Annotated in this window: 23 protein-coding genes; 13 read left to right on the forward strand and 10 right to left on the reverse strand. The window is 68.1% G+C overall.

Annotation, left to right across the window (positions count from 1 at the left end):
• Positions 1–762 precede the first annotated feature (762 nt).
• Positions 763–1182 (forward strand): hypothetical protein, encoded by a 420-nt coding sequence (locus Aco04nite_RS19055; protein ID WP_212998598.1) that lies wholly within the window; start codon positions 763–765, stop codon positions 1180–1182.
• Between the two features lie 26 nt (positions 1183–1208).
• The gene (gene pheA / locus Aco04nite_RS19060; protein ID WP_212998599.1) at positions 1209–2165 is read left to right on the forward strand and encodes a prephenate dehydratase; all 957 of its coding nucleotides are present in this window, start codon (positions 1209–1211) and stop codon (positions 2163–2165) included.
• 283 nt (positions 2166–2448) lie between these two features.
• Here pheA and Aco04nite_RS19065 read toward each other — a convergent pair whose 3' ends face one another.
• From Aco04nite_RS19065 to Aco04nite_RS19075, 3 genes are all read right to left on the reverse strand, one after another.
• Complete coding sequence (locus Aco04nite_RS19065) at positions 2449–3183, reverse strand: AIM24 family protein (RefSeq protein WP_212998600.1); 735 nt, start codon at positions 3181–3183, stop codon at positions 2449–2451.
• Positions 3184–3247: 64 nt separating this feature from the next.
• Positions 3248–3610 (reverse strand): metallopeptidase family protein, encoded by a 363-nt coding sequence (locus Aco04nite_RS19070; protein WP_203837350.1) that lies wholly within the window; start codon positions 3608–3610, stop codon positions 3248–3250.
• Between the two features lie 65 nt (positions 3611–3675).
• Positions 3676–4104: an OsmC family protein gene (locus tag Aco04nite_RS19075; RefSeq protein WP_203837349.1), complete on the reverse strand. Its 429-nt coding sequence runs from the start codon at positions 4102–4104 to the stop codon at positions 3676–3678.
• Positions 4105–4171: 67 nt separating this feature from the next.
• On the opposite strand from Aco04nite_RS19075, the gene Aco04nite_RS19080 reads away from it, so the two are divergent.
• From Aco04nite_RS19080 to Aco04nite_RS19095, 4 genes are all read left to right on the forward strand, one after another.
• The gene (locus Aco04nite_RS19080) at positions 4172–4810 is read left to right on the forward strand and encodes a hypothetical protein (protein WP_212998601.1); all 639 of its coding nucleotides are present in this window, start codon (positions 4172–4174) and stop codon (positions 4808–4810) included.
• A gap of 5 nt (positions 4811–4815) precedes the next feature.
• On the forward strand, positions 4816–6078 hold the full coding sequence (gene serS / locus Aco04nite_RS19085) for a serine--tRNA ligase (protein WP_212998602.1): 1263 nt from the start codon (positions 4816–4818) through the stop codon (positions 6076–6078).
• Positions 6079–6186: 108 nt separating this feature from the next.
• Positions 6187–6999 carry an HAD family hydrolase gene (locus Aco04nite_RS19090; protein WP_212998603.1) on the forward strand — a complete coding sequence of 271 codons (813 nt, stop codon included), beginning with the start codon at positions 6187–6189 and terminating at the stop codon, positions 6997–6999.
• The gene (locus Aco04nite_RS19095) at positions 6999–7805 is read left to right on the forward strand and encodes an HAD family hydrolase (RefSeq protein WP_212998604.1); all 807 of its coding nucleotides are present in this window, start codon (positions 6999–7001) and stop codon (positions 7803–7805) included. Before Aco04nite_RS19090 ends, Aco04nite_RS19095 begins: the two co-directional genes overlap by 1 nt.
• On the opposite strand, the gene Aco04nite_RS19100 is transcribed toward Aco04nite_RS19095, so the two are convergent.
• Both Aco04nite_RS19100 and ddaH read right to left on the reverse strand, forming a co-directional pair.
• The gene (locus tag Aco04nite_RS19100; RefSeq protein WP_203837344.1) at positions 7800–8360 is read right to left on the reverse strand and encodes a bacterial proteasome activator family protein; all 561 of its coding nucleotides are present in this window, start codon (positions 8358–8360) and stop codon (positions 7800–7802) included. The two genes, Aco04nite_RS19095 and Aco04nite_RS19100, sit on opposite strands and share 6 nt — an antisense overlap.
• 24 nt (positions 8361–8384) lie before the next feature.
• A complete protein-coding gene (ddaH, locus tag Aco04nite_RS19105; protein WP_212998605.1) occupies positions 8385–9215 on the reverse strand; it encodes a dimethylargininase in 831 nt (276 codons plus the stop codon).
• Between the two features lie 67 nt (positions 9216–9282).
• On the opposite strand from ddaH, the gene Aco04nite_RS19110 reads away from it, so the two are divergent.
• Entirely contained in the window at positions 9283–9741 is a 459-nt protein-coding gene (locus Aco04nite_RS19110; protein WP_203837342.1) for an Lrp/AsnC family transcriptional regulator, read from the forward strand.
• A gap of 241 nt (positions 9742–9982) precedes the next feature.
• Positions 9983–10243 carry a hypothetical protein gene (locus Aco04nite_RS19115; RefSeq protein ID WP_212998606.1) on the forward strand — a complete coding sequence of 87 codons (261 nt, stop codon included), beginning with the start codon at positions 9983–9985 and terminating at the stop codon, positions 10241–10243.
• A gap of 150 nt (positions 10244–10393) precedes the next feature.
• Here Aco04nite_RS19115 and Aco04nite_RS19120 read toward each other — a convergent pair whose 3' ends face one another.
• From Aco04nite_RS19120 to mobA, 3 genes are all read right to left on the reverse strand, one after another.
• Positions 10394–11485 carry a T3SS (YopN, CesT) and YbjN peptide-binding chaperone 1 gene (locus tag Aco04nite_RS19120; protein WP_203837340.1) on the reverse strand — a complete coding sequence of 364 codons (1092 nt, stop codon included), beginning with the start codon at positions 11483–11485 and terminating at the stop codon, positions 10394–10396.
• A 189-nt stretch (positions 11486–11674) separates the two neighbouring features.
• Entirely contained in the window at positions 11675–12004 is a 330-nt protein-coding gene (locus Aco04nite_RS19125) for a DUF6457 domain-containing protein (RefSeq protein ID WP_244876111.1), read from the reverse strand.
• A complete protein-coding gene (mobA, locus tag Aco04nite_RS19130; protein ID WP_280519356.1) occupies positions 12001–12603 on the reverse strand; it encodes a molybdenum cofactor guanylyltransferase in 603 nt (200 codons plus the stop codon). The genes Aco04nite_RS19125 and mobA overlap by 4 nt, the downstream gene beginning before the upstream one ends.
• A 118-nt stretch (positions 12604–12721) precedes the next feature.
• On the opposite strand from mobA, the gene fdhD reads away from it, so the two are divergent.
• Together fdhD and Aco04nite_RS19140 are read left to right on the forward strand one after the other, a co-directional pair.
• On the forward strand, positions 12722–13549 hold the full coding sequence (gene fdhD / locus Aco04nite_RS19135; RefSeq protein WP_212998607.1) for a formate dehydrogenase accessory sulfurtransferase FdhD: 828 nt from the start codon (positions 12722–12724) through the stop codon (positions 13547–13549).
• A gap of 105 nt (positions 13550–13654) precedes the next feature.
• Entirely contained in the window at positions 13655–15307 is a 1653-nt protein-coding gene (locus Aco04nite_RS19140) for an alkaline phosphatase D family protein (RefSeq protein ID WP_212998608.1), read from the forward strand.
• Between the two features lie 28 nt (positions 15308–15335).
• On the opposite strand, the gene Aco04nite_RS19145 is transcribed toward Aco04nite_RS19140, so the two are convergent.
• Both Aco04nite_RS19145 and Aco04nite_RS19150 read right to left on the reverse strand, forming a co-directional pair.
• Positions 15336–16745, reverse strand: a complete 1410-nt coding sequence (locus Aco04nite_RS19145) for a DUF4192 domain-containing protein (protein WP_212998609.1) — start codon at positions 16743–16745, stop codon at positions 15336–15338.
• 133 nt (positions 16746–16878) lie between these two features.
• The gene (locus Aco04nite_RS19150; RefSeq protein WP_212998610.1) at positions 16879–17382 is read right to left on the reverse strand and encodes a GNAT family N-acetyltransferase; all 504 of its coding nucleotides are present in this window, start codon (positions 17380–17382) and stop codon (positions 16879–16881) included.
• A 56-nt stretch (positions 17383–17438) separates the two neighbouring features.
• Between Aco04nite_RS19150 and Aco04nite_RS19155 the strand changes: the two genes are divergently transcribed.
• The 3 genes from Aco04nite_RS19155 to Aco04nite_RS19165 all read left to right on the forward strand — a co-directional run bounded on the left by Aco04nite_RS19155 (position 17439) and on the right by Aco04nite_RS19165 (position 20034).
• Entirely contained in the window at positions 17439–18320 is an 882-nt protein-coding gene (locus Aco04nite_RS19155; protein ID WP_212998611.1) for a fructosamine kinase family protein, read from the forward strand.
• Positions 18321–18727: 407 nt separating this feature from the next.
• On the forward strand, positions 18728–19786 hold the full coding sequence (gene moaA, locus Aco04nite_RS19160; RefSeq protein ID WP_244876112.1) for a GTP 3',8-cyclase MoaA: 1059 nt from the start codon (positions 18728–18730) through the stop codon (positions 19784–19786).
• Complete coding sequence (locus tag Aco04nite_RS19165; protein WP_438874924.1) at positions 19744–20034, forward strand: MoaD/ThiS family protein; 291 nt, start codon at positions 19744–19746, stop codon at positions 20032–20034. Before moaA ends, Aco04nite_RS19165 begins: the two co-directional genes overlap by 43 nt.
• The last annotated feature ends 817 nt before the right edge of the window (positions 20035–20851 follow it).

A 20851-nucleotide genomic window follows, 5' to 3' on the forward strand; every position in this document is an offset into this window, starting at 1 on the left:
GGGCCGTTGCCAGACGCGGTGAGCGCCTGCAGGCCGTTGTCTACGAGGGCTGCTGTGTGGTCCGGCTCCGCCACCTGCCGGGACCGCTGCCGCCTTGGCCGCTGACGGTTGGGGCGCTGACGGTTGGGGCGCTGACGGTTGGGGCGCTGACGGTTGGGGCGCTCCTGGTGGAGGGCGCTGACGGTGGAGGGCGCCGCTGCCTAAAGAGGGCCGCTACCTGTCCGGACCGCTGCTGACATGATCGCTGGCTGCCAAGGTCGCTGCATGCCCTGATCGTTATTTGCCCTGATCGCTCGACCAGGTCGCTGCATGCCCTGATCGCTATCTGACCAAATCGCTATCTGACCAGGCCATCACCTGACCAGGCCATCGCCTGACCAAGCATTGGCTAACCAGGCCATTGGCTGAGGGTGAGCGCTGTCTGACGATGGGCGTCGCTTGGGGAGGGTGGGTGTCTTTGGGTGGGGGCTCTTGTGGGGGGTGGGGGCTGGGGGTGGTGCCAAATTGAGACGGTTGTCTATTCGGTTTTCGTCCTAATATGGGGCCGTGCTCCACGGTGTGGTTCGTCGGGCGGGTGGGAGTGTCCTGCCGGTTGTCGGCGTGCTGGCGTTTTTGGGTGCCTGTGGGGAGCCTCCGGAACCGCCTAGGACGGCGCCGCCGATTTCGGGTGCGTCCGGGCCTGTGCCGTCGTCCTCGTTGTCGGTTCCGGCGCTTGGTGGGTATACGGGGGTGCCTACGGGCGGGGCGACGTATCCGGGTGTGGTGCCGACCAATCCGGTGATTACGCCGCCGGTCTACACGCCGCCGCTCTACACGCCGCCGGTCGTCGTTCCGACTACGACCACTCCGACGACGACGCCGACCACGCAGGGGCCGTCGCCGGCGCCGCTGTGCACCGGGGGTCCCAGCGCTCAGCAGTTGATCGCCGTCGTCGAGGGCACGCCCGGCATTCCGGATGAGCCGCTGAAGGTCACCACCGGGCCGTTTTGCTCCGGAGAATGGCAATTCGCGGTGATGGAGATCGTGGCGGACGACGCCGAGGACAAGTATGAGCCGCTCGCCGTGGTCACCACGGGCAAGCCGGCAACGCTCAAGCTCATCGAGGCCGGCGCTGACGTGTGCAGCAACGAGGTCCAGGCTCAGGCTCCGGTCGGCATCCGCGTACGGGCCTGCGGGGCTTGATCCTCACGAAGTCATAGGGTGGAGGCATGCCCGGAACCCCGCCCACGCGTTTTGTATATCTTGGACCCGAGGGCACCTTCACCGAGCAGGCCCTGCGGACGATCCCCGCAGCCGAGCATGCCGTGCGCACACCCGCGCGCAGCGTGCCCGAGGCGCTGGAGGCTGTGCGGGTCGGGGACGCCGACGCTGCGCTTGTGCCGTTGGAGAATTCCGTCGGCGGGGCTGTGCCGGTCACCCTTGATGAGCTGGGCACCGGCTCGCCGCTCGTGATCACGCGGGAGGTGGTGCTGCCGGTCGAGTTCGTGCTGGCCTCAGCGTCGCTGACCCCGCTCGCCTCGGTGCGGTCCGTGGCCGCGCACCCGCAGGCTTCCGCGCAGTGCCGGGGCTGGCTGCAAGCGAACATGCCCGACGCCGTGGTCGTTGACGTCCTCTCCAACGCCGCCGCCGCGGTGGCCGCCGCCGCGGGGGAGTTCGACGCTGCCATCTGCGCGCCTATCGGAGTGCCGCGGAACAACCTGACCGTGCTCGCTGAGAAGATCGCCGACCGGGCGGACGCGGTGACACGGTTCGCGCTGCTGTCCCGGCCTGCCCCGCCGGCCCCGCCTACCGGCGACGACGTGACCTCGCTGGCCCTGATGATCGACCACGACCGGGTGGGCGCGTTGCTCGCGGTCCTCACCGAGCTCGCCGTCCGGGGCATCAACCTGTCCCGCATCGAGTCCCGTCCGACCGGCGAGCAACTCGGCGTCTACGTCTTCTTCCTCGACTGCACGGGGCACATCGCCGAGCCCCGGCTCGGCGAGGCACTACAGGGTCTGCGACGCATCTGCTCGGACGTGCGCTTCCTCGGTTCCTACCCCAAGCATCGCTGGTCCAAGAAGGCCCGCGAGGAACCCCTGCCCTCCCAGCCCGGCCTCACCAACACCGACTTCGCCGACAGCGCGGCCTGGCTCACGCGCCTCCGCTCTGGCGAACCTGCCTGACCCCAGTCGCGAGCGCGGGGACGCGGGCGCGAGCGGGGTGCCGGCGCGAGCGGGGGGTGTTGTGGGGTTGAAGCCGGGGGTGAGCCGCTTCGCGGGGTGTGGGAGCGCTGGGTCGCGGGGGTGACCATTTACTCAGGCTGAGGGCCCGGGAACCCCGTTCTGGCGCCGCTGAGGCGCCTGGGGTTGCCGGGCCCGACCTCGGCGGGAGCTGCGGTCTGCACCGCCCACCGAGCTACGACATCTGCTTCCAGAATTTGATCTTGTTGCTCTTGCTGGGAGCTGCTCAGTCGCCGAGGAGATTTCCCAGGAGGCCGCCGCTTTGCTGCTGGCCCTGGGCGGCGCCGGCGAGGCCGCCGGGGGGTTCTTCGGAGGGCTGGACCACGACGAAGCCCTGGCCGGCGAAGCTCATGGTGAAGCGTTCGCCGGTGCTGCGGCCCAGCAGTGTGCCGAGGCCCATCTGCTCGGCTCGGTGGTAGCCGGTCTGGAGGCTGGCGGACCAGCAGATGGCGGCCTGGGGGTCCACGTAGGTGGGTTGGTCGACGGTGAGTACGACCGGGGTGCCCTTGGTGGTTACCGCGATGCGGCCGGCGCCGGTGAAGACGCAGTTGAACAGGCCGGCGTTGGAGGCCATGCCGACGCCTTTGACGAGTTTGATGTCGTAGTTGAGCGTGGAGTCGAAGGCGAGGACGTTGGCGCCGTTGATGGAGAGGCCGTCGCCGTGTTCGAGGTCGATCAGGTGGATGTCGGCGGCGTTCTCGGCGAGGAAGACGTCGCCGCGGCCGCTGACGCGCATCAGGGGGACGCCTTCGCCGGTGAGCTTCTGCTTGAGGAATTTGCCGATGCCGCCGGAGCCGAGGGCTTCGAAGTTGACCTGGCCCTGGTAGGCGACCATGGAGCCCACCCGGGCCATGAACTCGCCGTTCAGCTCGGCCTTGAGCAGTTTGTGGTTCTGCAGTCGCAGACCGGGCTGGGCCGATTCCTTCTCGAGGTTCTCGGCCGAGAACAGTTCGCTGCGCATGAAGCTCCTCCTGTGGGCTTGGATCCTCAGGGTAGGGCCGTCAGGCAACGCCCGGTTCGGCCGATCAGCCCCATCCCAACTCGTGCAACCGCTGGTCATCGATGCCGAAGTGGTGTGCGATCTCGTGCACGACGGTGATCGCGACCTCGTCGATGACGTCCGTCTCCGTGTCGCAGACGGCCAGGGTCGGCAGGCGGTAGATGGTGATGCGGTCGGGCAGCACCCCGGCGTAGTCCCAGCCGCGGCTGGTGAGGTCGGTGCCCTCGTAGAGGCCGAGCAGGCCGAGGCTGCCGTCGGCGGGCAGGTCCTCGACCATGATCACGACGTTGTTCATGGATTTGAGGAGCTCGGGCGGGACCTCGTCGAGGGCCTCACCCACGAGCTCCTCGAAACGTTCACGGCTCATCTCGACCGGCACACCACCCATTGTGCTCCACCCGCCGGACCCCGAAACGTGTCGCGGCGGACGGGTGGAGCAGAGGTGCGCGTGGGTCAGGAGAGGGTGGCGCTCAGGGTGATCTCGGCGCCCGGGGAGAGGAGGCGGGAGATCGGGCAGTTCGCCTTGGCGTCCTCGGCGATCTTCTGGAACGTGTCGGCGTCGACGCCGGGCACGTTGCCCACGGTCTCCAGGTCGATGCGGGTCACCGAGAACCCGGCGTCGCTCTTGTCGAGGTGGACCTTGGCGATGGTCTCGACCGAGGTCGGGACGAAGCCCTCGTCGGACAGCGCCTTCGAGAACGCCATCGAGAAGCAGCCGGCGTGCGCGGCGCCGATGAGCTCCTCGGGGTTGGTTCCCTCGCCCTCCTCGAAGCGCGACTTGAAGGAGTAGTTCCCCTCGTAGCCGCCCTTACCGGTTTTGATCGTTCCGTTGCCCTCGGTCAGGTTGCCGGACCAGCGGGCGGTAGCAGTGCGAATAGGCATGAGAAGAACGCTAGCCCATGCACCGCCACGGTGGCCGGTGGACGCCGCGCGGGCAATGATTGGTCCCATGTCGGTGATTGAGTTCGGGCCGGGCCGCTTCGGGCCTCTCGGCCGTCTGGGGCGGGACCGGCGGATCGCGCCACTCGCCGCCGGGCTGGGAGCGGTCGCACTTTTCGCCTCGCTGATCGCCGAGTGGCAGGTCACCCGGATCGACGCGACGGAGCTGCGCGAGAGCAACGTCGGCAATCGCCCGTTCGAAAGTTCGATCGGCGACCTGGGCGGGTGGGGTGCCGGATACCTCGCCGGGCTGTTCGTGCTGGTCGTCGCGGTGGCATTGCTTCTGTTCGGGCCGGTGCCGGGGCGGGCCTACGCGCGGCTGGCCACGCTGGGCTCCGGTGGCGTGCTGCTCGCCGTGGTGGTGGCGGCGTTCTCCACGCTCGATCGGACCAGTTTTGTGCTGCGGCAGGTCGAGCTGGCCTCGTTCAACGACGACCAGTTCTCGATCTCGATCGGGCGCGGGCCCTGGTGTGCCGGGGCGGGGGTGCTGCTGATTCTGCTGGCTGCCTACCTGGCGCCCTTCGCGGTCGCAGGTCACCCCGTCCTCGTCGAGGCCGCTGTCATCGAGGATGATCCACTCGATCTGACCGTGACTCCGGCCGCCCCGGTATATCGAGGTGAAATGGGAACAGGCACGCCGGTAGTCTGACAATCGTGATTGACCTGCGTCTGCTTCGCGAAGAGCCCGAGCTGATCCGTGCCAGCCAGCGGCTGCGCGGCGAGTCCACCGACAAGGTGGATGACCTGCTGCGCGCCGATGAGGAGCGCCGGTCCGCGACCCAGCGGTTCGAGGCTGTCCGGGCGGAGCAGAAATCCCTGGGCAAGCAGATCCCCAAGGCGTCGGCTGACGAGCGGGTCGCGCTGCTCGCCCGCACCAAGGAACTCGCCAATGAGGTGAAGGCCACCGAGGCCGCCGCCAACGCCGCCGACGAGGCGCTGCGTGCGGCGCATCTCGCCGTGCCCAACCTGGTCACGCCGGGGGTCCCGCCGGGCGGCGAGGACGACTTCGTGGTGCTGCGCGAGGTCGGTGACCGGCCGCAGATCGAGAATCCGAAGGACCACCTGGAGATCGGTGAGGCGCTGCGTGCGATCGACACCGAGCGGGGTGCCAAGGTCTCGGGCTCGCGGTTCTACTTCCTGACCGGTGTGGGCGCGCTGCTGCAGCTCGGCCTGCTGCAGATGGCGATCGCCCAGGCGGTCGAGCACGGCTTCACCCCGTCGATCACCCCTTCTCTGGTGCGCCCGGAGTCGATGGAGGGCACCGGATTCCTCGGCTCGCACGCCAGCGAGGTCTACCGGCTCGAGGCCGACGACCTCTACCTGGTGGGTACGTCGGAGGTGGCGCTCGCCGCCTACCACTCGAACGAGATCATCGACCTGGAGGCCGGGGCGGAGCGCTTCGCCGGCTGGTCGACGTGTTACCGCCGCGAGGCCGGCTCGCACGGTAAGGACGTCCGCGGCATCCTGCGTGTTCACCAGTTCGACAAGGTGGAGATGTTCTCCTTCTGCCGGCCCGAGGAGGCCGAGGCCGAGCATCTCAGGCTGCTCGCCATGGAGGAGGAGATGCTCGCCAAGGTCGAGATCCCCTACCGCGTGATCGACGTGGCCGCCGGAGACCTCGGGTCGAGCGCCACCCGCAAGTACGACTGCGAGGCGTGGGTGCCGTCGCAGAACCGCTACCGCGAGGTCACCTCCACGTCGAACTGCACCACGTTCCAGGCGCGGCGGCTCAACATCCGCTACCGCGACGAGGACGGCAAGCCGCAGACGGCGGCGACGCTGAACGGCACGCTGGCGACGACGCGGTGGCTGATTCCGATCCTCGAGAACCACCAGCAGCCCGATGGTTCGGTGCGGGTGCCCAAGGCGCTCCAGCCGTACCTCGGCGGGCGGGACGTTCTCGAACCCGTTCGCTAACGATCTCGCAATCGCCCGGCTACCAAAAGTCATAGCTGCTGGTAGCCGGGTCGGTGTAACGTTTTCCTTCCGCCCTCCGCGGGGGTCTCACCACCCTCGGAGGAACTGATGGTCAAGCCCGGTCTCCCGAAGCTCATCGCAACCGACCTCGACGGCACCCTGGTTCGCAGTGACGACACGGTGTCCGCATACACCCACGAGGTGCTGGACCGGGTCCGGGCCGCCGGGATCAGGATCGTCGCCGCCACCGGTCGTGGGCCCCGCCTGGCCGAGCTGACCCGGGGCGACATCCGGGTCGCCGACTTCCTCGTGCTCGCCCAGGGTGGCTGGGTCATCGACCAGAACGAGTCCCAGGTGCTGCGCAGTGCCCGGCTTCCGGGCCGCGCCCTGGAGCTCGCCCTGGAAAGCATCGAGGCCGAGATCGGCACGCTGTCGGTGATGGTGGAAGCGCTGGAGCACCACGACTCCCCGCTCTGGGGCGATTACGACCCGACATGGCGCTATCCGGTCGTTGTCGAACCCCGCACCCGGGCCGAGTGCGTCACCGGCGACGTGATCAAGGCGTTCGCGCGCTCCTTCGACCACGACGTCGACGAACTGCTCGCCGTCGCCCGGCGGATCGTGCCCGAACACGTGGCATCGGTCACCCAGGCCGGGCTCAACTACATCGAGATCTGCCCGCCGAACGTCGACAAGGGCACCGGCCTGGCAGTGGTCGCCGAGGCGGTCGGGGTCGACCCGGCGGACGTGCTGGTCTTCGGCGACATGCCCAATGACCTGCCGATGTTCGCGTGGGCCGGCTGGAGTCGGGTGGCCGTCGCCAACGCACACCCCGAGCTGCTCGCGGTCGCCGACGAGGTGACCCTGACGAACGACGAGGACGGGGTGGCGGTCTATCTCGACCGGCTACTGTCGAGGTGATGTCAGACTTTCGCCTGGTCGCCTCGGATATCGACGGCACGTTGATCCGCAGCGACGGCACGCTCAGCCCGCGAACCATCGAGGTCCTCGACCGGCTCCACGCCCAGGGTGTCCCGGCTGTGCTCGTCACCGGCCGCCCCGTGCGCTGGCTGCGCCAGCTCTACGAGCAGATGGCCGAGCCGCTGCCGGCCGTCTGCGCCAACGGCGCCGTGGTCTACGACCCGTTCTCCGACCAGATCCTGCGAGCCGCTCCGCTCACGGTTGAGCTGCTGCTCGATGTCACTGCAAAGCTGCGCGAGGCGGTGCCCGACGTCGCCCTGGCGGTGGAGGTCGAGGATGGCAGAAGCTTCTGGTACGAGGAGAAGTGGCCGCTGCACTGGGACGGCAAGCACGACTCCGTACGGGTGATGACCTCGCAGGAGAAGTTGCTGTCCGCACCCGCCGTGAAGCTGCTGGCCCGCTCTGCCGCACACGGGCCGGACGAATTCGCGGAGCTGGTCAGCCGGACCCTCGGCGAGATCGCGGTGGCGACCCACTCGTCGACGTCGGCGCTGGTGGAGATCTCCGCCGCCGGGGTCACCAAGGCAGCCGGGCTGGCGTGGCTCTGCGAGCGTCAGGGCGTCCAGGCCGCGGAGGTCGTCGCCTTCGGGGACATGCCGAACGACCTGCCCCTGCTTTCCTGGGCAGGCCGTTCCGTGGCGATGGGCAACGCGCACCCCGCCGTGAAAGCCGTCGCCGATGACGTGACGCTCACGAACGACGAGGACGGGGTGGCTGCGTACCTCTCGGATCTGTTCGGGTTATAGGTACTGCCCAGTGCGGCCTGTGCCGTCGCTCGCCTGCGGCATTCCCGGGATAGTGCCTCCCACGGGCAGCGCGGGACGGCCCTGACCGCCACGCATCTGCTCCAGCTGCAGCCGCGCCGCCATCTGCTGCGCTACGAGTGCTGCCTGGATGCCGTGAAAGAGTCCCTCCAGCCAGCCGACCAGCTGCGCCTGGGCGATGCGCAGCTCGGACTCGCTCGGCGGGGTCTCCGACTCGAACGGCAGCGACAACCGCTCGAGCTCCTCCTGCAGCTCCGGTGCCAGGCCGTCCTCCAGCTCCTTGATCGAACGCTGGTGGATCTCCCGGAGCCGGCTGCGGCTCGCCTCGTCGAGCGGTGCCGCACGGACCTCCTCGAGCAGCTGCTTGATCATGCTGCCGATCCGCATGACCTTGGCCGGCTGCTCGATGAGGTTGCCGGGCTCCTCGGCCTTCATGGTGCCGTCCGGCTCCACCGTGCCCAGGGGGCGGCCGTCGGGGCCCACCACGATGACCGAGCCGTCATCGTGCTTCTCTTCGGTGCGGGTGTCGTCGGTCATGCGATCCATCTTGCCTCGCCGCCGCTATCCCCTGAGTTCGGCCACCACGCATTTCACGCTGCCACCGCCGCGTTTGAGCTCGCCCAGCTCCACATGGACCGGCTGGTAGCCGTGAGCGCGTACTTTTTCGCCCATCGCCCTGGCTTCGGTGTTGAGGATCACGTGACGGCCGTCGCTGACCAGGTTGAGGCCGAACGCCTCGGCGTCGCCACGATCGGCGATCACGGCATCGGGGAAGAGCTGGCGCAGAACCCGCCGGCTCGCTTCCGAGAACGCTTCTGGATAGTACGTGATGTGCCGGTCGTCGAGCGCCGCCAGCGCGGTGTCGAGGTGGTAGAACGCCGGGTCGACCAGCTGCAGGGAGATCACCGGGCGGCCGAGGATCTCCTGCGCCTCCAGGTGGGCCGCCGGCTCGGTGCGAAAACCATGACCAGCCAGGATCATTCCACCGTACGCGGCCGGCAGGTACGCGAAATCGCCCTCGCCCTCGTTGACGCTATCGCCCTGCTTGGTGGTCCAGTTTACGGTGCTTTCATAGAACTTGCGATGCTCTGCAGCCTCGCCCACCCGCTGCGGGTAACGGAACCGGGCGCCATAGACAGTGCCGTCGACGGAGAACGCGCCGTTCGCCGCGTAGACCATGTCCGGGAGCTCCGGTTTTGCGTCGATCACGTGCACGGCGTGGCCGAGATCGGTCAAAGTGTCGCGCAGAATCGCCCACTGCTTGAGCGCCAGACCGGAGTCCACCGGGACGGACGTGTCCATCCACGGGTTGATGGCGTAGTCGACCGTGAAGTGTTCGGGCGGACACATGAGGTATGTCCGCTTTCGCGGCAAGCGCTCCGTCTGGCTCATGAGGTAAAGGGTAGGTACGCTGGGACGACGTAAACAGCTCAATCCCTTGCTAGTCGGAGACGAATCGTTGCGCATGGACGCCGTAGACCAGCGAATCATTGCGTTGCTCTCGACGGACGCCCGCGCCTCATACGCCGAAATCGGGGCGAAGGTGTCACTCTCGGCGCCCGCGGTGAAGCGACGCGTCGATCGACTCCGCACCGACGGCGTGATCAAGGGATTCACCACCATCATCGAGCCGTCGGCCGTCGGCTGGACCACGGAGGCGTTCGTCGAGCTCTTCTGCACCGGGCGTACGACCCCGGCGCAGATCACCGTGGCAGCGCGCCGACATCCCGAGGTGGTCGGGGCCTACACGGTCTCCGGCGAGGCCGATGCTCTCGTGCACCTGCGCGCCGCGGACATCGGGCATCTGGAGCAGGCGCTGGAGCGGCTACGGGCCGAACCGTTCGTGACGTCCACGCGCAGCATGATCGTGCTTTCCCGGCTGGTCGAGCGGCCCACACCGGTGCCCGCGCCGCAGTGAAGAACCTCGGCATGGGTCGCCGCGGCCCATGCTCATGGTGCGCGCTCTTGCTCTCGCTGTCGTCGTTCTAGGCGGGTGTACATCTCCGCTTTCCAGCTTTCGGCCGGCCGCTTTTGACTCGTGTCAGGCGCTTGAGGGCGGGCTTCGGCAGGCGGCCAAGGCCAGCGTGTTCTGGTTCTCGAAGCGGCGCAGTCTCGACATTCCGGGTGGTTCAGGCGGCTCACGCGCTTTGTTGCTACTTGTGGACCTGGCCGGGTCGCCGCGGGTGGTCAGCCGGTACGAGGCCGACCGGGGCAACCTGGTCGCTGCGGGCAACGGCGCGGGCACCTTCGACCTTCGCCCTGCCGGTTCCCCCGTCGACGGACATCTACCGGTTCACCACCACCCGGCAACAAACCCCCTACCTACGCGGCGGCAGGATCGGTCCCCGGCTTCCTGCGGCGGCTTGCTGGCCTCGTCGCTGTCCACCATGGAGGAGCTGACCTGGCTCCCCAACGCCTAGGCCGCTGCCCTTGCGCCAGCTGGCCGGCATTGGGCTGGATCGGCGCAGCCGGCCGCGCCGTTCTGCAGGCCTTGCGCGGGCTGGTCAGTCATTGGACCGGAGCGCCAGCCTCCTGCGGGCCGGCCGGCGCTCTCCCGTTGTCCTGGCAGGTTAGAGGTACATGCCGGGGCGGTGGTCGTCGGCGTCTTTGGTGTCGGGCTTGGCCGGGGCTGGTTTGTCGCCTTCGCCGAAGAAGCGCTTGCCGCCGAACTCGCCGTGCAGCCGGTCGTCGAGCTCGTCCGCGAGGCCCGTCATGACCTGGACCGCCAGCATGAGGTGGGTCGCCTGGAAGTTGCGGCCGAAGACGGGGATCGAGGCCCAGACCGTGTCCTGCGCGCAGTAGAGCCGGCCGATCGGCATCCGGTTGGTCAGCTCGGACAGCTTCACGTAGAGCTGTTCGGTCGGCTCGACCTCGGTGAGAATCGGGGAGAAGACGTCGACCAGCGGCGGGTTGTCGCGCACCCGGACGAAGACCATCGCCGAACCCGCACGGATGCCGATGTCGCCGTCCGTGTCGACCTGAAGCTGATCGACCGTCGTCTTGGACATGGTGGCAACGACCGTCCGCACCCGCTCGTCGAGCGGAACAACCTCGTCAGCCGCGTTGGCGAGTGCCTCGGAAAGCACTCCGTCCTCGTCCAGGTCGTCAAGGCTGAGCACCTCGTCGATGCTGGGCTCGTGCCGGGCGGTCGCCAGCGGCGCGGTCTCGATCGGCTCATCCTGGTCGTCGTGCACCAGGTAGACCAGAAACGCGGGATGCGGAGCGCCATACACGTCACGGAGGGTCCGCGAGACGATCGTGGCGAGCTGTTTGGCCGCCCCGACCGAGGTCCGCAACCCGAACGAGTCGCCCGAGTCGGGTAGCACACCCGGCGGTGACCAGCCCAGCGCGACCAGATCAGCGACGGACGCCCGATCCATTCTGTAGCCCTCGGGCAGCGCTCCGTTCCCGACAGCGAGCGCCTCGACGACGCCGTCATCAAGCACGCGGATGCTCACCGAGTAAACGGCCGCCCCGGTGCCGGAAGCAGTCGGGTCGAGCGTGATGTCCACGTACGCACCAGCGCTCAAAGTTGGCACAAGGGACGCGAACGCACTGGCGAACTCCCGCCAGGCCTCCGTCACCTTCGCCCGCAAGTCGGCCGTGGTCGGCTCGTCAAGCAGGACACCTTCAGGCTGCTCAGCAGCGCTCTCCGCCGTCATGATCGTCACCTCCGCTCCGTCACCCTATCGAGCCGACGCCCCACCCATCGGCCCCGTCCCATTCCCCTGTGCCCATTTCAGCCCCGCCCGCACCTGCGGCCACTTGTCAGGACTGCCATCGCACCGGAGGCAACCCGATCTCGGGCAGGCCTTTCCGCTGGCCAGCGCCTACTTCGCCGGGGCGGCCGACTACTGATCGTCTCCAGCGGCAGCCGGTTGCTGATCGTGTGTCGCTGGGGCGGCTTGCTGCTGTTCTTGTATCGGCGGGGTGGCTCGCTGCTGTTCTTGGGTGGCCGGCCACGCTGTTGCCAGCGCGCTCAGGCGTGCGGCGGCGGCGGCTGGGTCCGCACCGCGACCGACGGCCAGGCCCAGGAGGTAGGCGGTAACGGGTGCGCCAGGACGCACGACGTTGTGCGCCACATCGCGGGCCACATCAAGGACCAGATGGTGCTCCACGTCGGCCGGGGAGAGCCCCAGCTCGGCGGAGGCCTCCCTGATCCATTCCTCGAGCACGTTCACCGTGCCCACTCCTCCGCCGTACGCAGGTCGTCGTCGGTGTCGCAGTCGAACCACGGAGGTGGTCCGGGCCGGCGCCAGGAGACCTCTATGAAGCGCAGATGGTCGAGCAGGGCATGCATCGAAGCGCCGTGCAGGTTGCCGCGTTCCTCCTCGAACTCGGCCAGAGCCTTCCGCAACGCACTCGTACGCCAAACTCCGCAGAGCGTCTGCCGGCGACCTTCCGCATCGCGATAGACCGCGCCCTGCATCATGGGCGCCGTCTCGACTGTGAGCCTGAGCACGTCGATCGCCTCGCCGGTCAGCAAAGGCAGGTCCGCGGCGAGCAGAGCCGTGAAACTCACGCCCTCGGGAACCAGCGCGAGCCCCGCGGCGGTAGCCGCCACCGGGCCGCCCCCGGGCGGGTTCTCTGTCGTCGAGGCGACCTGCACCGGGAGGTCGGGTGGGACTCTGCCGACCACCACCCGGGGGTCGGCGTCGTGCACCGCTGCCAGGACTCGGGTCAGCATCGGCTGGCCGGCTACCTGGATGGTGGGCTTGTCCGCCCCACCCATCCGACGCGCCGCACCGCCGGCCAACACCACCGCCGCGAATCCCCCCACGTACGTACCGTATCCCGCCGAGCCCTCGAGCGTGACTGTTGCCTTTCCGGACGCGCCCCGTTGCCTGCGCCACACCGGTGTCGTTCTGCCACTCCCGTGCACGGCATACGCTCGTCAGATGGCGCGCACGATGAACCGGCGACCGGTCATGAAGATCAATCTTGACTCGGACGCGGAGCCCCGCCGACGGCCCGACGACCTGGCCGCCGAGGAGCCGCTCGAGATCCGGCTGCGCAAGGAGCCGCTGGCGGTGACCATGCGTACCCCCGGGCAGGACATCGACCTGGCGATGGGATTCCTGCTGACCGAGGGCATCATCCGGACCGCAGACGACGTGCTGACGGCACAGCTCTGCGCCGGCACCGACACCCCGAACACCTACAACGTGGTCGACATCGTGCTCGGCGCCGACGTGCCACCGCCGGCCACCGACGTGAGCCGAAACTTCTACACGACCAGTTCGTGCGGGGTGTGCGGCAAGGCGAGCATCGACGCGGTCCGCACCCGCTCCCAGTTCGACGTCAGAACGGACAAAACGGTCGTCGCTGCTCGGACGCTGTCCGAGATCCCGGACAAGCTGCGGGCAGCCCAGCGCACGTTCGAGCGTACGGGCGGACTGCACGCGGCTGGGCTCTTCACCGCCGATGGGGAGTTGCTTGTGCTCCGCGAGGACGTCGGCCGGCACAACGCCGTCGACAAGGTGATCGGCTGGGCGTTGCGGGAGGGCCGGCTGCCTCTCACGGGTCACGTGCTGCTGGTCTCCGGTCGTGCGAGCTTCGAACTCACCCAGAAGGCCTGGATGGCCGGCATCCCGGTCCTCGCCGCGGTCTCGGCGCCCAGCACGCTCGCCGCCGAACTGGCCGACGAGGCAGGGATGACACTGGTGGGCTTCCTGCGCGGGCCGAGCATGAACGTCTACTCCGGATCGGAACGCATCTCGGTGTGAGTTCGTTGCGTCTTCGGACGGCATTAATCTGGGCAGCGCGGCCGAGACATTCACGGCCATGAGGATTTCCAGCGTCCGTAACCCCGGAACGCTGGGAGCACCGACATGGCACTCACCCGACGTACCCTCCTGCTCAGCAGCGCCGCGGCCGGCGCGGCCACCGCCGCGACGACATGGCCCCTGGCCGCCTCCGCTGCCGTATACCGGGGTCCGCTGCGCTCCGATCCGTTCACTCTCGGACTCGCATCGGGGGACCCGGAGGACGACGGGTTCGTCCTGTGGACCCGTTTGGCACCCACACCACTCGCCGATGACGGACTCGGCGGCATGCCCGCCCGCGACGTCCCTGTGCAGTGGGAGGTGGCGGCGGACGAGCTGTTCCGCCACGTCGTGCGTCGCGGCGTCACCATCGCCCGCGCCTCGGCCGCGCACAGCGTGCACGTGGAGCTGAACGGCCTGCTGCCCGGCCGCGAGTATTTCTACCGTTTCAAGGCCGAGCGTTACGTCTCCCCTACCGCCCGGACTCGTACGGCGCCGGCGCCCTGGACGACGCCCGCCGCCCTCGCGATGTCCTTCGTGTCGTGCTCGCAATACGAGCACGGGTACTTCACCGCCTACCGGCGGCTGGCCGAGGACGAGCCGGAGCTGGTCCTGCACCTGGGTGACTACCAGTACGAATACGCGCCGGACACCTACAACATCCCGGGTGGGAACCCCCGCGACCATGAGGGCCCCGAGACGGTGACCCTGGCCAATTACCGCCAGCGCCATGCCCAGTACAAGACGGATCCCGATCTGCAGGCCGCCCACGCGGTCGCCCCGTGGGCGGTGGTCTTCGACGACCACGAGATCGAGAACAACTGGGCGGACGAGGTGCCCGAGCAGCCCGACCCGAATTTCCTCGCGCGCAGGGCCGCGGCGTTCCAGGCCTACTACGAGAACATGCCACTGCGGCGCACCTCGATCCCCCGCGGCATCGACATGCAGCTCTACCGCCGGCTGCGCTGGGGTCGTCTCGCCACCTTCCACATGCTCGACACCCGCCAGTTCCGCGACGACCAGGGCTGCGGGGACGGCTACAAGGACTGCCCGGCTGCTCTCGACCCGGCCCGCTCGATCACCGGACCCGAGCAGGAGCAGTGGCTCATCGACGGCTTCCGGCGCTCGACGGCCCGCTGGGACGTCCTGGGCCAGCAGGTGTTCTTCGGTCAGCGCGACAACAACTCGGGTCCCGCCTCGGTGGTCAGCATGGACAGCTGGGACGGCTATGCCGCGTCCCGCGAGCGAATCACGAAGGGCTGGGTGGACGCGGGCGTACGCAATCCCGTGGTCCTGACGGGCGACGTGCACGCCCACTGGGCGGATGACCTGAAGCTCGACTGGACCGACCCCACGTCGCGAACGGTCGGCACGGAACTGGTCTGCTCGTCGATCACCTCCACTGGTGACGGCGCGGACGTGGTCCCGAGCGCGCATCCCTGGGCAGCGTGGAATCCTCACCTGCGCTTCTACAACAACCAGCGCGGTTACGTCCGGACCCGGATCACCCCCGCCGACCTCACAGCGGATTTCCGGGTCCTGCCCTACGTGACGCGCCCCGACGCACCCGTCCACACCCGCGCGACGTTTGTCGTCGAAGACCGCGTGCCAGGCCTGAACCAGACCGCGGACAACCCGACCCCGGGCGCGGCCACGACGGCGTTGAAGCAGGGTGACCTCGGAGCAGAAACGGTGCGTCAGGAGACCGAGCGCCCGTGAACCCGTACAAATAGGCATCAGCAGCTCCTCAGAGCCGACGGTGGGTGGGGTGGCGGGACGGGGAATGGTCCTCGTCCCTGCCACTCCGCCGGCCGGCATCGGGCTTCACAAGCGTCGCCCCAGGTCTCCTGAAGGGCAGTAGGTTGCGTTCGGGATCGACATCCGGCAGGTGTTCGCTCTCGTCGGCCGTGTCGGCCTCGGTGATCGGATCATCGGCGGCGACGTTTTCCTCCGCGGCGGTGTCAACCCCGCCGTGAGCTGGCTGAGGCACCGCTGCGGACTCGTCAGCAGGCATCGGCCGGCCGCCTTCCACCGGTGAGCCGACGGTCTCGTCCGGATCGAGATCGGGATTGTCGGCGTCGAACCGCTCACCGCGCGCCAGCAGGATCTCGTCCAGTCCTTCGAGCGCCGGCCAATCGCTCACCACGTCCGGCGGGAGTGCGTCGGACAGGACGCCGTTCATCATCAGGGCCATCGAATAGTCGGCATCGGCATCGAGGGCGCGGTCGACTGCGATGCATGCCAGCGGCCCCTGGTTGGCACGCCACGCGATGAAGGCGAGCAATGAGGCCGGCGGCGCCACGAACTCGGAACTGGCTCGGCGAACCGCGTCGGACCAGAACCTAATCTCCCAGTCGTCGGTGCCCGAACGCGTCCACGCGTAGTCACGGATGTGCGCGTGCTTGAGAACGAGAAGCAGCCAGGCCATCTCGTCATGGTTTAACTGTCCACCCGAGCGATAGCGCTGCTCCGCCGCCCGCACCGCGGCGCGACCCGATTTCTTGAGTTGCCGATCGAGCCGACTGACCTGCTCGGAGGCGATGCCCTCCCGGCTCCGCCGCGTGCCGGGACGCACTTCGCTGGACACGTCACCGCTCATCCGCATCAGGCGGGCCAGCGCACGGACCTCGGCCTCGTCGGTGGAGCGTCGCTCCACACCTGTCACCGGCGCCAGCCGCTCCTCCAGCTCCTTGCGGCTGGTCAGGGCGACCGCCCCCGCGAGGGTCGCCTCAGCGGCCAGAAGGCTGCCGTGTGGCGGGCAGACGGAACCTTCGATCGGGCAGCACACCAGGTCGTCGCACAGATATGACCAATAGCGACCGTTCGTGACGCGAAGCTCGTCGATGACCGTCACGTCCGTCGCGGTCATGCACCTGGAGAGGTATTTGACGGCGGGAGTGACGCGAACGGCCTGCCCGTAGCCGAGAACGATCACGCCGTCGACCTGGTTCTCCGCCACGCATGCCGCCAGGTGAAGCATCGGCTCACGCATCTCGAGCTCGGTGGTCCCGCGCTCCGGCAGATCAGTCCGAGCCACGAAGAGGGGCAGGGAACCTTTGATCGCGAAAACGACCAGGCTGTCCTCCAGATGGAAGCCGATCATGAAGGGCAACACGGACAGCAGGTCGGCGTTCGAGTTGATTTTCAGCTTTTGCATGCCGGGAAGAGTGGCCGAAGTTCGGGTCCGGCCCAGGATCGATCCTCAAAGCCTGTGGACAGCCCCGCATTGTGGATAACCGTCGATACCCCGCCACGTTGTGGAAGGCTTCAGGGACCGAACAAGCCCGAGGTCAGGAGCGGAATTGAAGCGCGTGCAGCTCCAGTCCATCCTGCTGCCAGTCGTGCGTCTGATGATCCAGATGCATCGTCAGCTCGATGGACGACACCACGTCATAACCGGCCGCGTGCAGGCTGCGGATCGCCTCGACGTTTCGCGACGACGGCGAGATCGTCAACGACTGCATGCTGCGCTTCTTGGCCTCTTGAGCCACATGGCGCAGCAGCTTGCGCCCCACACCCTTGTGGCGGTGGGTCATGGTGACCACGACCGGCTCGACTTCACCCGCGCGGCCCCGGATGATCAATCCGACCAGGCCGACGACGCCGTCATCCGCGTGGTCGGCCACCCAGAGTCCACCGAGATCGAGCCTGGTCAGGTATTCCTCGAAACCTGCCCCGCCGTCGTCGGACAGGTCCCCGTACATGTTGTTGTGCTCCGAGGTCAGCTCGGCCCACAGACGTCGGCCGGCGCTGTGATCGCTCGGCCGGTACGAACGCACCGCGACAGGTGTCATGCCGACATTTTGACTCCGAATTGGGCACGCTGTAACCCGAAGCGGAAGATAAGCCGGTGGATCTGGCATATCTGCGCGCGCATCCCCAGCATCTCCCGACATTTCTCACCCACCAGCGGATTCGAGAAACGCCCGTGGGAGGCGGTGACGTATGCAAGGCATCCCGCCTGACCTTGGACGATGGCTCATCGATCTTCACCAAGACATGGCCGTCGGGGACCCCGCCCGAGCATTTCTTCGCCACCGAGGCCGCCGGCCTGAATTGGCTACGCGAAGCCGGTGGCGCCCCCGTTCCCGAGGTATTCGCCGCGCTGGACGAGATGCTCGCGCTGGAATGGATCAACCCGGGTCAGCCCTCCGCGGAGGCGGCCCGGCGGTTCGGCGGGGAGCTTGCCGGCGTTCACCGAGCGGGGGCACAGAGCTTTGGGGCGCCGTGGGTGGGGTTCATCGGTCCGCTGCACCAGGACAACACGCCCTCCTCGGAACCGTGGGCGCAGTGGTTCGCGCATCGCCGCCTCATGCCGTACCTCGAGATGTCGGCAGACCGCGGCGCGTTGCAGGCGGAGGACGTCGCTGCCATCGAGCACATCCTCACCCGGATCGACTCGTACGGCGGGGACGAGCCCGCGGCGCGCATCCATGGCGATCTGTGGCCGGGGAACGTGCTGTGGGGCGCCGGCAACCGTTCGTGGCTCATCGATCCGGCGGCTCACGGAGGGCATCGGGAGACGGATCTGGCTCAGTTGGCGCTCTTTGGCGGTGCGCCCTTCCTGCGGGAGATCCTTTCCGGGTACGAGGAGGTGTGGCCGCTGAGTGACGGCTGGCAAGCACGGGTGCCTCTGCATCAGTTGCACCTGTTGTTGGTGCATGCGGCCGCTTTCGGAGAGTCGTATCGCGGGTCGGTTCGGGCAGCGGCGGATGCGGTCCTCCGCGCTTGAGGTGCGGCGCAGGGAGCGGGCACGGTAGGGAGCGGGCACGGCAGGGAGCGGGCACGGCAAGGAGCGGGCACGGCAAGGAGCGGGCACGGCAAGGAGCGGGCACGGCAAGGAGCGGGCACGGCAAGGAGCGGGCACGGCAAGGAGCGGGCACGGCAAGGAGCGGGCACGGCAAGGAGCGGGCACGGCAAGGAGCGGGCGGTGCAGGGAGCGGGCGGTGCAGGGAGCGGGACGGGCGGTGGCCGGAGGAAGGGCGCGGCACGGGGTGGTTCGTTGGGGTGCGGGGTGTTTGGGTGAAGTGGGGGCAGGGTGTGGGGATCGGGGAGTCTGTGTGGTCGGTGGGGGTGCTGGGGGGCGGTGCAGTGGTTTGCGTAACGGCGGTTTGTTTGAGATCGCGCTAGGTTCGGACGGTGACTGAGGTTGGCCTGCCTGTTGTGCTGCCGCGGGTGTCTGTTCGTGGGAGTGGGTTGCTTGCTGACCAGTTCGGGCGGGTGGCTACCGATCTGCGGGTGTCGTTGACCGATCGGTGCAACCTTCGATGCAACTACTGCATGCCTGAAGAGGGGCTTGCCTGGATGCCTCGGGAGCAGCAGCTCAGCGATGACGAGGTGGGACGGTTGATCCGGGTTGCGGTTACGCAGCTGGGGATTACCGGGGTTCGGTTCACCGGCGGGGAGCCGCTTATCCGGCGGGGGCTGGTGGGGATCCTGGCTGGGGTTGCTCGGCTGGAGCCTCGGCCGAAGATGTCGATCACCACGAACGGCATCGGGCTCGAGCGGATGGCCGGGGCGCTTCGGGATGCGGGGTTGGACCGGGTGAATGTTTCGCTCGATACGCTCTCGCCGGCGCGGTTCATGGAGCTCACGCATCGCGATCGGCATGCTGACGTGCTCAAGGGGTTGGCGGGGGCTGCGGCTGCCGGGCTGACACCGGTGAAGATCAATACCGTTCTCATGCGGGGGATCAACGACGGCGAGGCTCCTGCACTGTTGCAGTTCGCGCTCGACCATGGGTATGAGCTGCGGTTCATCGAGCAGATGCCGCTTGACGCCCAGCACCAGTGGGACCGGCACGAGATGGTGACCGCCGAGGCGATTCTGGAATCTTTGTCACCCTTTGGGCTGATACCTGACTCTGTTTCACGTGGAACAGCGCCCGCTGAGACGTGGTTGGTTCCGGGCTACCGGGATGCGGCGGGGAATCCTGCCCGGGTCGGAGTCATCGGGAGTGTGACCAGGCCGTTCTGCGGCGACTGCGACCGGACCCGGTTGACCGCTGACGGACAGGTGCGTAACTGCTTGTTCGCTACCGGGGAGACTGATCTTCGCGGGCTGATTCGGGGCGGTGGTTCCGATGAGGAGATCGCCGAGGCCTGGCGGATTGCTATGTGGGGCAAGAAAGCGGGCCATGGCATCGACGACCCTTCATTCCTCCAGCCCGACCGGCCCATGTCGGCGATCGGGGGCTGATCGACGTGGTGCAGGTGCGGTACTTCGCGGGAGCCCGGGCGGCCGCCGGGGGCGTACGGGAGGAATTGATCTCGGCTGGGTCGCTGGATGAGCTGGCCGCTGAGCTCACGCGACGCCATGGTGAGAGTCTTGCCGTTGTGCTCAAGGCAGCCAGTTTCCTGGTTGACGGGCTTGCCTGCCATGATCGGTCGGCGGAGCTACCCGCCGGCGTGACGGTTGACGTCCTGCCGCCATTCGCTGGGGGTTGAGCTTGATCGGGTTCGTCGGGCTGATCATCGTTGTTGTCGGCCTGATCCACCTTTACCTCTGGAAGCGACTGGTTCGCGACCCGCTTCGCAAGGGGCGCGCGCGGAGAATTGGTGGCGTTGTCGCCGTTGTGCTCGCGTTCCTGGCGCCGGTCACGCTGGTCGGGGTCCGCAGCGGTCACGTGAAGTGGCTGGCGTGGCCCGGCTATCTGTGGATCGCGCTCATGTTCTATCTGTTGGTGACCCTGGCCGCGCTGGAAATTCCGCGCCTGGCTGCCTCACTGTGGCTTCGGCGACGCGAGGGCTCGCGCGCGAAGACTGCTGTGCGAGTAACGGGGGAACAGGCTGGCCGCCCACGGGTCGGCAGCGAGGGCGGAACCGCGGGCGAGCCGGGCGCTGAGGTCGCCACGGTCGGGACGGACGCGGGGGTTTCAGGCGCCGAGGTTCGGTCGGACGCTGGGGATGGGCAGCGGGCAGAAGCAGGATCGGCGGTGCATGCCGCTGCGGGTCGCACAGATGAGCCCACGAACGCGGAGAAAGTCGGCCGCGCCGGAGCCCCGAACAGCGCAGAGAACCCGACCGGCACGGAAACCCTGAGCAGCACCGCAGGCCCGACCGGCACCACAAGCAAGGCCGGCACCACAAGCAAGGCCGACACAGCGGGCACGGCCGACACCGCAAGCCCGACCAGCGTCGCAGGCCCAGCCAGCAAGGAAGGCCCGACCAGCGTCGCAGGACCGGCCGACGCGGAAAGGCCCACCAGCGCGGACAGCCTGAGCGGCGCCGGAGGGCTGAGTGGTGCGGATAGGTCGCTGGCTGA

Origin of the sequence: Winogradskya consettensis, assembly GCF_018332715.1 — a bacterium.
GTDB classification, from domain to species: domain Bacteria; phylum Actinomycetota; class Actinomycetes; order Mycobacteriales; family Micromonosporaceae; genus Actinoplanes; species Actinoplanes consettensis.